The sequence below is a fragment of the Pseudooctadecabacter sp. genome, from assembly GCF_965657175.1.
GTDB lineage: Bacteria > Pseudomonadota > Alphaproteobacteria > Rhodobacterales > Rhodobacteraceae > Octadecabacter.
Genome location: NZ_CBFHNH010000010.1, coordinates 66,206 through 79,192 on the forward strand (window position 1 = coordinate 66,206; position 12,987 = coordinate 79,192).

The following is a 12,987-nucleotide window of genomic DNA, read 5'->3' on the forward strand; positions in this document are numbered from 1 at the left end:
CTGAATCAGGCGCGATCAACGCGCAGGTCGGGGCCAGACCTTGGGAGAGGGGCACAATGGCACAAGATACGGTTCTCAGCGTCGCTGGGTTGACCAAAAGCTTCGGTGGCCTTCAAGCCGTCCGCGGCGTGGATTTTGAGGTTGAGCGCGGCGCGATCGTCGGGCTGATTGGCCCGAATGGTGCGGGCAAAACCACCACTTTCAACATGATCGCAGGGGAACTGCCGCCCACATCGGGCAAGATCACTTTGTTGGGTGAGGACATCACCGGTCAGCGCACTGATACGCTGTATCACAAAGGGCTGATGCGGACGTTCCAGCTGTCCCACGAATATGCGCGCATGACGTCCATTGAAAACCTGATGGTGGCCGCCCCCGATCAGACCGGCGAAAGCATCTGGTCCAGCTGGTTTGCCAATGGCCGCGTCAAAAAACGCGAGGCCGAGGTGATTGAACTGGCCCGTGACACGTTGGAGTTTCTGGGTCTGACCCATGTGGGTGAGGAACTGGCAGGCAACCTGTCTGGCGGTCAAAAAAAGCTGCTTGAGATCGGGCGCACCATGATGAACGACGCATCGGTCGTTCTGCTCGATGAACCAGGGGCAGGGGTGAACCCCACCCTGATGCGTAAAGTCGCTGAAATGATTGAACAATTAAACGAAGAACGAGGCTACACGTTCTGCATCATCGAACACGACATGGACATGATCGCGCGGCTGTGCGGCAAGGTTGTCGTGCTGGCCGAGGGTCAGGTTTTGATGCAAGGCACCATGGATGAGGTCCGAAACGACACCCGCGTCATTGACGCCTATTTCGGAGGGGAGGTCGTATGACGCCGGTCCTGTCTTTGAATAACCTCAAGGCCGGATATGGCCAGACGGAAATCCTGCACGATCTGTCGTTGGATGTGATGCCTAACGAAATCGTCGCAATTATTGGTCCCAACGGGGCGGGCAAATCCACGGCGATGAAATCGGTGCTGGGGCTTTTGAACATCCGCGAAGGGTCGGTTGAACTTAACGGTGAAAACATCACCGACACACCCGCGCAAAAGGTCATCGAACGCGGTATTTCGTATGTGCCACAGACCAACAATGTTTTTGTGAACCTCAGCGTGCAAGAAAACCTTGAGATGGGTGCTTGGACACGACCCACGGGCGTCGAGGCGCGTTTGGACGAGATGTATGACCTCTTCCCTGACCTGTCTGAAAAACGCAATCAAGCGGCGGGGTCGCTCTCTGGCGGGCAACGTCAGATGGTCGCCATGGCCAAGGCGCTGATGGTGGATGCCAAGATTTTGTTGCTGGATGAACCCACTGCGGGCCTTAGCCCCAAGTATCGGGGTGAGATTTTCGCCACCATTCAGAAGATTAAAAACACCGGCGTTCCCATTCTAATCGTTGAACAAAATGCCAAGCAGGCACTGGGCGTGTCTGACCGAGGTTATGTGCTGGTCGATGGGGCCAACCGCCACGAGGGCACGGGGGCTGGCCTTGCTGGCGATCCTGAAATTGCACGCATGTTCTTGGGCGGGGGGCACTGATATGTGGGACGCATTCGGTTTTGAATTCGTAAACTTCTACCTGATCCCCGGTCTTGTGCTGGGCTGTATCTACGCGCTGGGGGCCATCGGCATCACGCTAACGTTTGGCATCCTGCGGTTCGCCAACTTCGCCCATGGTGAGATCATGATGTCGGGCGCCTATATCGCTTGGACCTTGATGACGCTGGTGGGGGCGGCGGGCCTTGTGATCCACCCGCTGGTGGCGCTGCCCTTTGCCGCGATCTTTGTGATTGGTCTGTTTTTGCTCTGTGATCGGTGGTTTTACAAACCGTTCCGTAAGGCCGACACGATCAAGATCGTGATTGCGTCCTTTGGTGTGATGTTGATCATCCGGTCCGCTGTGCAGGTCATCTGGGGGCCGAACCAGATCGCCTTCGTGCGCGGTATTTCGCAACCCAATGCCACGCTGCGTGAAATCACCGCCGATTGGGGCGCGATGATCATCATGCCCGACAAACACATCTGGATTTTCTTAGGCACCATTTTGCTGGTCGTGGCCTTGGGCTACCTTTTGAACCGCACGCGGATCGGCAAGGCCATGCGCGCGGTGTCCGACAGCCCCGATCTGGCCCATGTGACCGGCATCAACGTCGATATGGTCATTCGCGCCACATGGATCGTGGGCGGCGTTTGCGCGACCGCCGCCGGTGTCTTCCTTGTTATGGATACGCAAACCTTGGAAACCACCATGGGCTTCCGCATGTTGCTGCCCATGTTTGCCGCCGCCATCCTTGGCGGGATTGGCAAGCCTTATGGCGCGGTCTTTGGCGGGTTGGTCATCGGTCTGGCTGAGGAATTGTCGGCCTACCCATGGATCGGGGACACGCCGCTGTTGTCGCCGGGCTATAAGACCGGTGTCGCCTTCGCGATCATGGTCGTGATGTTGATCGTGCGTCCGCAAGGGCTCTTTAAAGGGAGGTCGTTCTGATATGGAAGCCTATCTGGGATATTTCCTTTACCTTCTGTCCTTGCTCACCGTGGGCGGCATCTACGCCATCTTCGCCTTGGGCCTGAACGTGCAATGGGGCTTCGCGGGGCTGTTTAACGCAGGCATCGTGGGCTTTGTCGCCGTGGGCGCCTACACCTACGCGCTGCTGACCACGGCGGAGAGCACGTTTCACTTGGGCGGGTTCGGCTTGCCACTGCCGGTGGGGATGGCCGTCGCCATGGCCATGGCCGCGCTGATTGCGGGGCTGATCGGCCTCGTCTGTATCCGGTTGCGGTCCGATTATCTGGCCATCGCCACCATCGGCATCGCTGAGATCATCAAGCTGATCTTCAAGAACGAAACCGACATCACCAACGGTCCGCGTGGCATCAACAAAATCCCACGTTCGTGGGAGCATTTCAGCGAAGAACGCTTCTACACCAGCTGGCCCATGTCGTGGTTCGCAAGCCCCGAACAGTGGGAGGCGTTCTTTGACAGCCTGCCCAACTGGTACTGGCAGCCGTTGTTTGCAGGCACGATCCTGTTGATCGTCTACATCATTTACAAAATGCTGGAACGCGCGCGCACCTCCCCTTGGGGCCGCATGATGACCGCCATTCGTGAAAACGAACCGGCCAGCCGCGCCGCCGGTAAAGATGTGACCAAACGCCGGATTGAGGCCTTTGTGATTGGCGCCGCGATCATGGGGCTGGGCGGGGCGCTTTTTGCCCAGCACCTGCGTCTGATCGAACCCACGAACACCTTTGACCCGTCCAAAGTGACCTTCCTTGTTTGGGTCATGCTGATCGCAGGCGGGTCGGGCAATAACCGTGGCGCTGTTTTGGGCGCATTTCTGATCTGGACAATCTGGTCCGCGTCAGAGCTACTGATCGCAGGCATGATCGACCTTGTGGGCGCTGTATTCAGCACGCTTGATCCGTCGATCTTGGCAACGAGGGCAGGGTTCCTGCGCATGATGCTGATCGGCATCCTGATGCAAGTGATCCTGCAACGCTATCCCGGTGGGATACTACCTGAGGTGAGACCCGCATCACCGAAGGCCGAAAAAACGACTGCGGGTGCAACGGGAGAAACCAAATGAAAAAGACCCTTCTGGCCACTGCGGCCACATTGATGGCGACATCCGCCATGGCCGACGTGAACATCGGCAACCCAATGGCCATGACCGGCCCCATTCCTGACCTGAACGCACCTATCGCTGCGGCTGTTGATCTGGCGGCTGCCAACGTCAACGCACAGGGCGGTATGTTCGCGGACGGCGAAACGCTCAACATCATCCGCGCGGACTCTGCATGTGATCCAACGGCTGCTGTCGACGCTGTGACCAAGCTGATCAACGTGAACTCCGTCTCCGCGATCGTGGGTCCGGTCTGTTCCGGTGCGACCATCGCGCAGGCTGAATCTGTGTCGATCCCAGCGGGCGTTGTGACGCTGTCCGTGTCCGCATCCAGCCCGGCCATCACCAACATGGAAGACGGCACTGATCTGGTGTTCCGTGCAGCCGCATCTGATGCCTATCAGGGCGTGGCACTGGCTGAACTGGCGCTGGCCAACGGCTTTGACAACATCGCCGTGTCCTATGCCAACGACGACTACAACGCCGCCATCGCGGAAGTTTTCGTACAGGCCTACACCGACCTCGGCGGCACCGTGACTGCCAATGAGGCACACGAGCCGAACAAAGCATCCTACCGCTCGGAAGTTGCCACCATCGGTGCGACGTCCGAAAACCTCGCTCTGTTCTCCTACTACGGGTCTGGCGGCATCACACTGATGCGCAACGCGCTGGAAACCGGTGCCTTCACCAACTTCATCGGTGCCGACGGCATGCTGTCCGATGAGCTGATCGAACAGATCGGCGCAGAGAACCTGATGACATCGACCTTCACGACATCCGCGTCCGATGACAGCACACCTTCCTTTGCCGCATGGAAAGCAATCGCGGATGAGGCCGGCGTGCCAGCCTCTGACCCGTTTGTGGCCAACGGCTATGACGCGACCTTCATGATGGCGCTGGCCATCGAAGCCGCAGGGTCCGACGACCGCGCGGCCATCGCAGAAAGCCTGCGTGCCATCGCAACCGCACCAGGTGAGGTGATCCTGCCGGGTGAGTGGGAGAAGGCGAAAGAGATCTTGGCCGCTGGTGGTGACATCAACTACGAAGGTGCCGCTGGCAACCAAGACTTCGACGAAAACGGTGACGTGGCTGGTAACTTCTCCAAGTCCGTCATCGTTGACGGCGCTTGGGCAGCTGAACTGATCCGGTAAGGATCAGATCACCTGCATGATATTTGGCCGGGGTTCCCAGATGGGGGCCCCGGCCATTTTTGTTTTTGCGGCGCAGGGGGGCGTTTTTGGGTTCACAAAACCTGCCCATCCGGTAGCGTGTCTGCGGGAATACGTAACACCATTGGCCAACGTGACATCTGCAAGCGGTAAAACCATTTCTGTGACCATCGAACGGCAGGGCAACCCTGCCGCGCAGACGCAGTTTGACGTTCCGGCCCAGGACAATCAGACGGTTCTGGATGTGGTGTCTTGGGTGCAGCAGAACGCGGACCCCACGCTAAGTTACCGGTTCGCCTGCCGTGTGGGCATGTGCGGATCTTGTGCCATGACGGTCAACGGCGTGGCGCGCTGGACCTGCCGCACCCATATCTCAAAGGTGGTGCAGAACGGCGCGGTCACCATCGGCCCCCTGCGCAATCTTCCCGTGATCAAGGACCTGGCCGTGGACATGGACCCGTTCTTTGATAAATGGGTTGCGGCCGAAGGGGTCCACCACGGCGCATTGACCCGCGATGATCCCATCGCGCCCGTGGACCCCGCAACGCCGGACCGGGCGACCGCCGACGCGGGCATTGAATGTATCAACTGTGCTGTGTGTTATGCAGCCTGTGACACGGTATCGGCCAATGACGCCTACCTTGGTCCCGCCGCCTTGCAGCGGGCCTGGACGCTGCTGAACGATGCCAAGGATGACGGACGAGAGGCCATTCTGGATGCCGTGTCGGGGGAGGGCGGCTGTCACAGCTGTCATGCGATGGGGTCCTGTACCGAATTGTGCCCCAACGGTCTGAACCCCATGACGGCCATCGCAGGCCTAAAGCGTGAAACCGTGAAAGCGGCCTTCAAACGGGGGCGCCGCTGATGCCCTTACGTCTGTATATGCTGCAGCGGATCACGGCCCTTTTGATGGCGCCGCTGGTTCTGGGGCATCTGGCGGTGATGATCTACGCCATCCAAGGCGGTCTGTCCGCGGCTGAGATTTTGGGCCGCACGCAGGGGTCGGTTCTGTGGTTCGCGTTTTACGGCACCTTCGTGGTCGCGGTGTCCATCCATGGGGCGATTGGCCTGCGCACGATTTTGTTGGAATGGTGCGGTCTGCGGGGGGCGGCGCTGAACGGCGCGGCACTGGTCATCGGGCTTGGCCTTTTGGCCTTGGGCGCGCAGGCCGTCTGGGCAGTGACCTTCGCCGTGGTTGGTGCGCCATGACGCCCGCGCGCCTGCATCCCCTTTGGCTGGCCTATATCCTACACCGCCTGTCCGGACTGGCCTTGGCGCTGTTTTTGCCGCTGCATTTCTGGGTCCTTGCCATGGCGCTGACGGACCCTGCGCGGCTGGACGGATTTTTGCAGCTGACCGAAGCTGGCGGTGTCAAATTGGCCGAAGCGATCCTCGTCTTTCTCTTGGCAGTGCACATGTTCGGCGGGCTGCGCCTGATGGCTTTGGAATGGCTGCCATGGTCCGGCCCGCAAAAGACGCTCGCGGCGGCAGCCACTGCGGCCTCAGCCTGTGTGGCCCTTTTATTTTTGCTAAAGGCCTTGTGATGCGCATTCAGGACATTGACCGCCATGACACGGATATCTTGATCCTCGGCACGGGCGGGGCAGGGCTGTTTGCGGCCCTTCATGCCCAGCAAACCGCACCTGAGGGGACGCGCATCACCCTCGCCGTGAAGGGGCTGATCGGCAAAAGCGGCTGTACGCGCATGGTTCAGGGCGGCTACAACGTCGCCTTGGGGGGCGGTGATACGGTTGAACGCCACTTCATGGATACGATCGAGGGCGGCAAATGGCTGCCCGATCAGGACATGGCGTGGCGGCTGTGCGAACAAGCCGTCGTCCGCATCCGCGAGCTGGAAAACGAGGTCGGCTGTTTTTTCGACCGCAACCCCGACGGCAGCCTGCATCAAAAGGCCTTTGCAGGCCAAACCGCCGACCGAACCGTCCACAAGGGCGATTTGACAGGGATCGAGATCATCAACCGACTGATGGAAAAGGTCCTCGCCTCGGGTGTGGAAAAGCTGCAGGAGCACCGCGCCGTCGGGCTGATCCCGGACAAAGACGGCAGCGCGCTGGCGGGAGTTTTGATGATCGACATGCGCACGGGGCGGTTCCGTCTGGTGCGTGCCAAATGCGTGATGATGGGCACCGGTGGCGGGCCGACCATGTACAAGTATCACACGCCGTCGGGCGACAAGACGATGGATGGCCTTGCGATGGCGCTGCGCGCGGGCCTCAAGCTGCGCGATATGGAGATGGTGCAGTTTCACCCCACGGGCCTGCTGGCGGGGGATCACACGCGGATGACGGGCACCGTTCTTGAAGAAGGGCTGCGCGGGGCAGGGGGGCAACTGATCAACCACGCGGGCCAGCGGTTCATGTTTGACTATGACGCAAAGGGGGAACGCGCGACCCGTGATGTGGTCAGCCGTGGTATCTATGCCGAAATGCGAAAGGCCAATGACCCTGCGCAAGAGGGCGTCTTTATCTCGATGTCCCACCTTGGGCCTGATCTGGTGCGCCAGAAATTCAAAGGCATGGTCAATCGCTGTGCCGACAGCGGGTTTGATCTGGCCGCCGGACAGGTGGAGGTCGTTCCCACGGCGCATTATTTCATGGGCGGCGTTGTGGTGGATGTGGACACGCGCACCGCGATGGAGGGCCTTTATGTCGCTGGTGAAGACGCAGGCGGCGCCCATGGTTCGAACCGTTTGGGCGGCAATGGTGTGGCCAATTCCACCGTCTTCGGCGGCATCGCAGGGGACACAATGGGCCGTGACGTAGCGGCGATGACCCTGCGCGATCTGGACGAAGATGTGCTGGTGGCCGAACTGGACCGCGCCACCCATCCGCTGATGCGCACCCCCGATCTGGTGCAACCGCTGCGCCAGAGGTTGCAAAACGTGATGTGGGATGAGGTCGGCGTGATGCGGACCAAAGCGGGTATGGAACGGGGCCTTTCTGGGATCGCTCAGGTCAGCGATGCGCTGATGGATGTGGGGGTGGATGGCAGCCAACTGGCCTTCAATCTGACATGGCACGATTGGCTGAACCTGCGATCACTGTGCGATATATCCGACGTGATCGCACGGGCGGGCCTTGCCCGTGAAAATTCACGCGGTGCGCATTTCCGCGAAGATTATCCCGATCCCGGTGCCATGGAGACCAGCGAATACACAGTCGCCCAAAAGCTGGGGGAGGCGGTGCAGGTCAGTCGCGAGCCGGTCAAATTCACCATGGTGCGCCCTGGCGAAACGTTGCTGCCTGACGACGCGCCCGAAACGCTGGTGGCGGCGCAATGACGGGAGGTCGGGACATGGGGGCTCTGCCCCGGCCTTCGGCCCCCCCGGAGTTTTTTGGGCCAGATGAAAGGAGGACCGCGTGATCCCCATATCCCTGATCCAGTCCACGGCAGAGGCGCTGATGGACAAGGCCGCCATTGAAATCCCGCAAGACTATCTGGACGGTTTGCAAGAGGCCGCGCGGACCGAAGACGGCGATTTATCGTCCTTTGTTCTGAAAGCGATGCTCGACAATTATGAGGCCGCCAAAGAGGACCGCCGCGCGATGTGCGGGGACACCGGCGTGCCGCGGTGGTTTGTGAAGCTGGGAAATGAGGCGCAGGTTGAGGGCGGTATGATCGCCCTAGAAGAGGCGTTGCGACGGGCCACGGCCAATGCCACCAACGGGGTTCCCCTGCGACCCAATCGCGTGCATCCCCTTTGGCGGACGGATCATGACAACAACGTCGGTATCGGCGCGCCGGAGATCGAATACGGGTTCGAACCCGGTGGCCGTTGGATCGATTTGATCACGGTGCACAAGGGCGGATTGTTTGGGTCCGATTACCGTATGTTGTTCCCGTCAGACGGTCTTCAGGGGATCAAACGGTTCTACCTCGACAGCCTGATGGCCTTTGGCAAACGGGGGTTGGCGTGCCAGCCTGCGATCATCGGGATCGGGCTGGGCGGATCCAAGGACATTTGCATGACCTTGGGCAAACGGGCCTCGACCTTGCGGGTTGTCGGCAGCCGGAATTCTGACCCGCGCATCGCAACGCTGGAAGACGAATTCAAAGAGCTGGGCAATTCCATCGGCATGGGGGCCATGGGGTTTGTGGGCAAGAACATGGTGATCGATTGCAACATCGAGGTTGGCTATTGCCACACCGGCGGCATGCCCATGTCTGTCCATGCGTTTTGCCTGTCATCGCGCCGTGCGGTGGCCCGGATATACGCCGACGGCCGCGTTGAACATCGCACCGATCCCGACTGGTTCACACCCTATCAACGTCGTGAAACCGTGGACTGGCCCGTCCCGCAGGAGGCCGCAGAATGAGCATCCGAGAGATCCACCTGTCGACCACACCCACACCCGAGGCCATCGCCGATCTTCGACTGGGCGATATCGTCTACCTGGACGGGCTAATGTACACGGCGCGCGAAGGCGTCTACATGCGCGCGCTTGAGGATAAGGCCAACATCCCGCTGGAGCTGCCCAGTCAATCGGCTGCGAATTTTCACTGCTCACCCGCCGCGCGCATCAACCCCGACGGCAGTTTTGACATGGGCGCGGTGACCGCCACGGCCTCGTTCCGGTTTGCCAAGTGGTTGCCTGAATGGATGGCCAAGACCGGCGCGAAATTGATCGTGGGGAAGGGCGGGATGACGTCGAAAGACTACAAGGACTATTTCGTACCCAACGGTGCGATCTATTTGACCACCGTGGGCTACGGGACTGGCGCGTTGTTGGGCCGTGGCGTCGAGGCGGTCGAGGCGGTCCATTGGCACGAAGAGCTTGGGCTGGCGCAAGCCATGTGGGTGTTGAAGTGCAACAAGATGGGTCCATTCATCGTCGCGTCTGACATGACCGGCGCGTGTTTGTTTGAACGCGAGAACGCGAAAATCTCTCAGAATGTGGACCGGCTGTATGAGGGGACGAAACCAGCGATCCTCAAACGGTATGGGGAAAGCGATGATCGGACGGATGAAGTGATTTGATTGGTGGGGCGTGAAGGTGGTTCATGACTATTTTCCACGCGGTATTCTTATAATCAGTATTATGTAAAATATCGGCCAGCTCGGAATAGCACCGGAAAACAGAATGTTACCTCGGCCTGTTCATCCCCTTTAACCATTCAGTAAAAAATGTTTCGTGCGCACCCGATCAATGCTACGCATACATTATGAAAGATCTTGTCGCCCATCTGGACCTTGTCACCAATGCGCCGTCGGTTGAAAACCTGTGGTCCCTGCATTGTGACGCCATGGCGTCTTTCGGGTTTGATCGCCTGATCTATGGCTTCACCCGATATCGCAGCGGCGGGTCTTTGGGTGATCCACAGGATTGGGTCCTGTTGACCAACCATGGTGACGCCTACATGGAAGGCTTTTTGAGCCATGGTCACGTCTACCGCGCGCCTATGATCCGTTGGGCGTTGAACAACACCGGCCCTTGCAGCTGGCGCTGGATGGCCGAACCCGGCAATCTTTTGGATGAGGAAAAGAGCGCGGTGTCGTTCAACCTCAGCCAGAATGTGAATGCGGGCTACACGGTGAGTTTTCTGAGCGTGTCAGAGCGCACCAAAGGTGCCATCGCCCTGACCGCACAGCCTGGCTTGACCCAGGATCACGTGGAAGAAATCTGGGCAGAACACGGTCATGTGATCACCGTCATGAACAATGTTATGCACCTGAAAATACCGACACTTCCGTATTCCCAGCGTCAGTTAACAAAGCGTCAGCGCGAAGTCCTTCAATGGGTCGGAGACGGCAAAACCACGCAGGACATCGCTATTTTGCTGGAACTGACACCGGCAACCATCGAAAAGCACCTGCGACTGGCACGTGAGGCCCTGGATGTCGAAACAACGGCGCAGGCCGTGTTGAAAGCAGCCTTCTACAATCAAATGTTCGTGATTGATTCAGAGGCCGCTTAACTAAAAATTGCACAAACGTTGTGCACTTAGCTCATGAATCATCCATCGGCGGCCAAAGTACGGGATTCCTGACTGTGGGTTACCTAGGGTAAATGCCAAGATCGTTATGTTCCGTGAGTGGTGGCCTTAGGCCTGGGAACAGTGCCTTCGAACCCTTGGTATTACAAGGCAAGCGGGGGTGCACCGGGAAACCGGACGTCGGCCTGTCTGGGCTAAGCCCAAAGGCAGGTCGGCATAAGAAAGTGTTGGTTGCGTAGTTTTGCCTTATCCCTGAGATGCGCACCCAAGCGGCCCCCCTTCTCCCGAGGTGGGGCCGCAACTTCTTAAAAAGAAAAAAGGCCGCCAAAAATGGCGGCCTTTCAGTATCTTAGAAGCAAGACTTAAAGTCTTATCCGCCCTGTGCGGCCTTGGCGACCTCAGCTGCGAAATCTTCTTTTTCGACTTCGATGCCTTCGCCCACTTCAAGACGGGCAAAGCCCGTGATTTCAGCGCCAGCATCAGAGGCAGCCTGCCCCACGGTTACGTCCGGGTTCACCACGAAGGATTGGTTCAGCAACGTGGATTCGGCCACGAACTTTTTCATGCGACCGACGATCATTTTCTCGATCACAGCCTCAGGCTTGCCAGATTCGCGTGCGATATCCATCTGAACCTGCTTTTCCTTTTCGACCACGGATGCGTCCATGTCGGCTTCGGACAAGGCCGCCGGGTTCACAGCGGCGATGTGCATCGCGACCTGCTTGCCCAAGGCTTCGTCGCCACCTTTCATGGCAACCAACACGCCGATTTTACCCATGCCGGGGGCTGCAGCGTTGTGCACGTAGGTCACAACTGTCTCACCCGTCAGGGCGGCCATGCGGCGCACGGACATGTTTTCACCGATCACGGCAACCGCGTCGGTCACGGTCTGTTCAACCGTCTTGCCGCCCATGTCGGCCGCTTTCAACGCGTCCACGTCATCCACGGACAGGGCTACGTCTGCAATGCCGGCAACCATTTTCTGGAAGTCGGCGTTCTTGCCTACGAAGTCAGTTTCAGAGTTCACTTCAACCGCGATGCCCTTGCCGTCTTTGACAGCAACCGCAACGAGGCCTTCAGCAGCCGTGCGGCCGGATTTCTTGGCGGCCTTTGCAAGGCCCTTGGTGCGCAGCCAGTCGACGGCGGCTTCCATGTCGCCATCAGTTTCGGTCAGCGCTTTTTTCGCGTCCATCATGCCTGCGCCTGTGCTGTCGCGCAGTTCTTTCACCAATGCAGCTGTAATCGCCATCTTTGGTCTCCTTAAGAATAATGGTTGTCCGGACGCAGCGGGATCACCGCGTCCGGGTTCAAGGGTGTGACAGAGCGTCAGATCAGCCTTTGGCGGCGTCTACGGTCTCTTGTGTGGATTCCAGCTGGTCGAGTTGGCCGCCGTCTTTGGCCGCTGCATCGTTGTGGGCGGTCTCATCAGAGACGGCACCGGTTTCGACGCCAGTGGAGGCCGCAAGCTCTTCCTCGACGGAGGCTTCCATCTCACCGATGTCGATGCCAGCGGCACCCATCTGCGCGGTCATACCGTCGAGGGCTGCACGTGCAGCCAGATCGGTATAAAGCGCGATGGCGCGGGCCGCGTCGTCGTTGCCGGGGATGATGTAATCCACGCCAGAGGGCGAGCAGTTGGTGTCGACAACAGCCACAACTGGAATGCCCAGCTTTTTGGCTTCTGCGATGGCCAGATCTTCTTTGTTCACGTCGATGACGAACAGCAGATCAGGAACACCGCCCATTTCGCGGATGCCGCCCAAAGACGCCTGCAGTTTGCCCTGCTCACGTTCCATGCCAAGACGCTCTTTCTTGGTCAGGCCTTCGAAGCCACGCTCAGCTGCTTCGTCAATCGCCTTGAGGCGGTTGATGGACTGGGACACGGTCTGCCAGTTGGTCAGCGTGCCGCCGAGCCAACGGTGGTTCATGTAGAACTGTGCGGATTTTTCAGCGGCGTCTTTGATGGGCGCTTGTGCCTGACGCTTGGTGCCGACGAACAGCACGCGGCCGCCTTTGGACACGGTGTCGCGTACGACTTGCAGGGCTTGGTCCAGCATGGGAACCGTCTGTGTGAGGTCCATGATGTGGATGCCGTTGCGGGCGCCGTAGATGAATTCTTGCATTTTCGGGTTCCAGCGCTGTGTCTGGTGTCCGAAGTGTACGCCGGCCTCAAGCAGCTGGCGCATGGTAAACTCTGGAAGAGCCATGGTCGTTTCCTTTCCGGTTTCAGCCT

Annotated in this window: 14 protein-coding genes; 12 read left to right on the forward strand and 2 right to left on the reverse strand. The window is 59.1% G+C overall.

Annotation, left to right across the window (positions count from 1 at the left end; translation table 11 throughout):
• The first annotated feature begins 56 nt into the window (after window positions 1–56).
• The 12 genes from ACTG36_RS10270 (at window position 57) to ACTG36_RS10325 (ending at window position 10,736) form a co-directional block, all read left to right on the forward strand.
• Window positions 57–833: an ABC transporter ATP-binding protein gene (locus ACTG36_RS10270; RefSeq protein ID WP_375280946.1), complete on the forward strand. Its 777-nt coding sequence runs from the start codon at window positions 57–59 to the stop codon at window positions 831–833.
• Entirely contained in the window at window positions 830–1,543 is a 714-nt protein-coding gene (locus ACTG36_RS10275) for an ABC transporter ATP-binding protein (RefSeq protein ID WP_439142212.1), read from the forward strand. The genes ACTG36_RS10270 and ACTG36_RS10275 overlap by 4 nt, the downstream gene beginning before the upstream one ends.
• A 1-nt stretch (window position 1,544) precedes the next feature.
• A complete protein-coding gene (locus tag ACTG36_RS10280) occupies window positions 1,545–2,492 on the forward strand; it encodes a branched-chain amino acid ABC transporter permease (protein WP_439142214.1) in 948 nt (315 codons plus the stop codon).
• A gap of 1 nt (window position 2,493) precedes the next feature.
• The gene (locus tag ACTG36_RS10285; RefSeq protein ID WP_375280943.1) at window positions 2,494–3,594 is read left to right on the forward strand and encodes a branched-chain amino acid ABC transporter permease; all 1,101 of its coding nucleotides are present in this window, start codon (window positions 2,494–2,496) and stop codon (window positions 3,592–3,594) included.
• Window positions 3,591–4,781 (forward strand): ABC transporter substrate-binding protein, encoded by a 1,191-nt coding sequence (locus ACTG36_RS10290; protein ID WP_375280942.1) that lies wholly within the window; start codon window positions 3,591–3,593, stop codon window positions 4,779–4,781. Before ACTG36_RS10285 ends, ACTG36_RS10290 begins: the two co-directional genes overlap by 4 nt.
• 151 nt (window positions 4,782–4,932) lie before the next feature.
• Window positions 4,933–5,664, forward strand: coding sequence for a succinate dehydrogenase/fumarate reductase iron-sulfur subunit (locus tag ACTG36_RS10295; protein ID WP_375280941.1), 732 nt, complete (start codon window positions 4,933–4,935; stop codon window positions 5,662–5,664).
• Window positions 5,664–6,008 carry a succinate dehydrogenase gene (locus tag ACTG36_RS10300; protein ID WP_375280940.1) on the forward strand — a complete coding sequence of 115 codons (345 nt, stop codon included), beginning with the start codon at window positions 5,664–5,666 and terminating at the stop codon, window positions 6,006–6,008. The genes ACTG36_RS10295 and ACTG36_RS10300 overlap by 1 nt, the downstream gene beginning before the upstream one ends.
• Entirely contained in the window at window positions 6,005–6,343 is a 339-nt protein-coding gene (gene sdhC / locus ACTG36_RS10305) for a succinate dehydrogenase, cytochrome b556 subunit (RefSeq protein WP_375280939.1), read from the forward strand. Before ACTG36_RS10300 ends, sdhC begins: the two co-directional genes overlap by 4 nt.
• Complete coding sequence (locus tag ACTG36_RS10310; protein WP_375280938.1) at window positions 6,343–8,100, forward strand: L-aspartate oxidase; 1,758 nt, start codon at window positions 6,343–6,345, stop codon at window positions 8,098–8,100. Before sdhC ends, ACTG36_RS10310 begins: the two co-directional genes overlap by 1 nt.
• A gap of 79 nt (window positions 8,101–8,179) precedes the next feature.
• Window positions 8,180–9,136, forward strand: a complete 957-nt coding sequence (locus tag ACTG36_RS10315) for a fumarate hydratase (RefSeq protein WP_375280937.1) — start codon at window positions 8,180–8,182, stop codon at window positions 9,134–9,136.
• The gene (locus ACTG36_RS10320) at window positions 9,133–9,798 is read left to right on the forward strand and encodes a fumarate hydratase C-terminal domain-containing protein (protein WP_375280936.1); all 666 of its coding nucleotides are present in this window, start codon (window positions 9,133–9,135) and stop codon (window positions 9,796–9,798) included. The genes ACTG36_RS10315 and ACTG36_RS10320 overlap by 4 nt, the downstream gene beginning before the upstream one ends.
• Window positions 9,799–9,983: 185 nt before the next feature.
• On the forward strand, window positions 9,984–10,736 hold the full coding sequence (locus tag ACTG36_RS10325) for an autoinducer binding domain-containing protein (RefSeq protein WP_375280935.1): 753 nt from the start codon (window positions 9,984–9,986) through the stop codon (window positions 10,734–10,736).
• A gap of 388 nt (window positions 10,737–11,124) precedes the next feature.
• Here the strand turns inward: ACTG36_RS10325 and tsf are convergent, their stop codons facing one another.
• Window positions 11,125–12,003: a translation elongation factor Ts gene (gene tsf, locus ACTG36_RS10330; RefSeq protein ID WP_375280934.1), complete on the reverse strand. Its 879-nt coding sequence runs from the start codon at window positions 12,001–12,003 to the stop codon at window positions 11,125–11,127.
• Window positions 12,004–12,085: 82 nt separating this feature from the next.
• Window positions 12,086–12,961 carry a 30S ribosomal protein S2 gene (gene rpsB / locus ACTG36_RS10335; RefSeq protein WP_375280933.1) on the reverse strand — a complete coding sequence of 292 codons (876 nt, stop codon included), beginning with the start codon at window positions 12,959–12,961 and terminating at the stop codon, window positions 12,086–12,088.
• Window positions 12,962–12,987 lie beyond the last annotated feature (26 nt).

Bases quoted from the DNA above. Each gene is read 5' to 3' on its own strand.
- ACTG36_RS10270 (WP_375280946.1), top strand. From the start codon at position 57: ATGGCACAAGATACGGTTCTCAGCGTCGCTGGGTTGACCAAAAGCTTC.
- ACTG36_RS10275 (WP_439142212.1), top strand. From the start codon at position 830: ATGACGCCGGTCCTGTCTTTGAATAACCTCAAGGCCGGATATGGCCAG.
- ACTG36_RS10280 (WP_439142214.1), top strand. From the start codon at position 1,545: ATGTGGGACGCATTCGGTTTTGAATTCGTAAACTTCTACCTGATCCCC.
- ACTG36_RS10285 (WP_375280943.1), top strand. From the start codon at position 2,494: ATGGAAGCCTATCTGGGATATTTCCTTTACCTTCTGTCCTTGCTCACC.
- ACTG36_RS10290 (WP_375280942.1), top strand. From the start codon at position 3,591: ATGAAAAAGACCCTTCTGGCCACTGCGGCCACATTGATGGCGACATCC.
- ACTG36_RS10300 (WP_375280940.1), top strand. From the start codon at position 5,664: ATGCCCTTACGTCTGTATATGCTGCAGCGGATCACGGCCCTTTTGATG.
- sdhC (WP_375280939.1), top strand. From the start codon at position 6,005: ATGACGCCCGCGCGCCTGCATCCCCTTTGGCTGGCCTATATCCTACAC.
- ACTG36_RS10310 (WP_375280938.1), top strand. From the start codon at position 6,343: ATGCGCATTCAGGACATTGACCGCCATGACACGGATATCTTGATCCTC.
- ACTG36_RS10320 (WP_375280936.1), top strand. From the start codon at position 9,133: ATGAGCATCCGAGAGATCCACCTGTCGACCACACCCACACCCGAGGCC.
- ACTG36_RS10325 (WP_375280935.1), top strand. From the start codon at position 9,984: ATGAAAGATCTTGTCGCCCATCTGGACCTTGTCACCAATGCGCCGTCG.
- tsf (WP_375280934.1), bottom strand. From the start codon at position 12,003: ATGGCGATTACAGCTGCATTGGTGAAAGAACTGCGCGACAGCACAGGC.
- rpsB (WP_375280933.1), bottom strand. From the start codon at position 12,961: ATGGCTCTTCCAGAGTTTACCATGCGCCAGCTGCTTGAGGCCGGCGTA.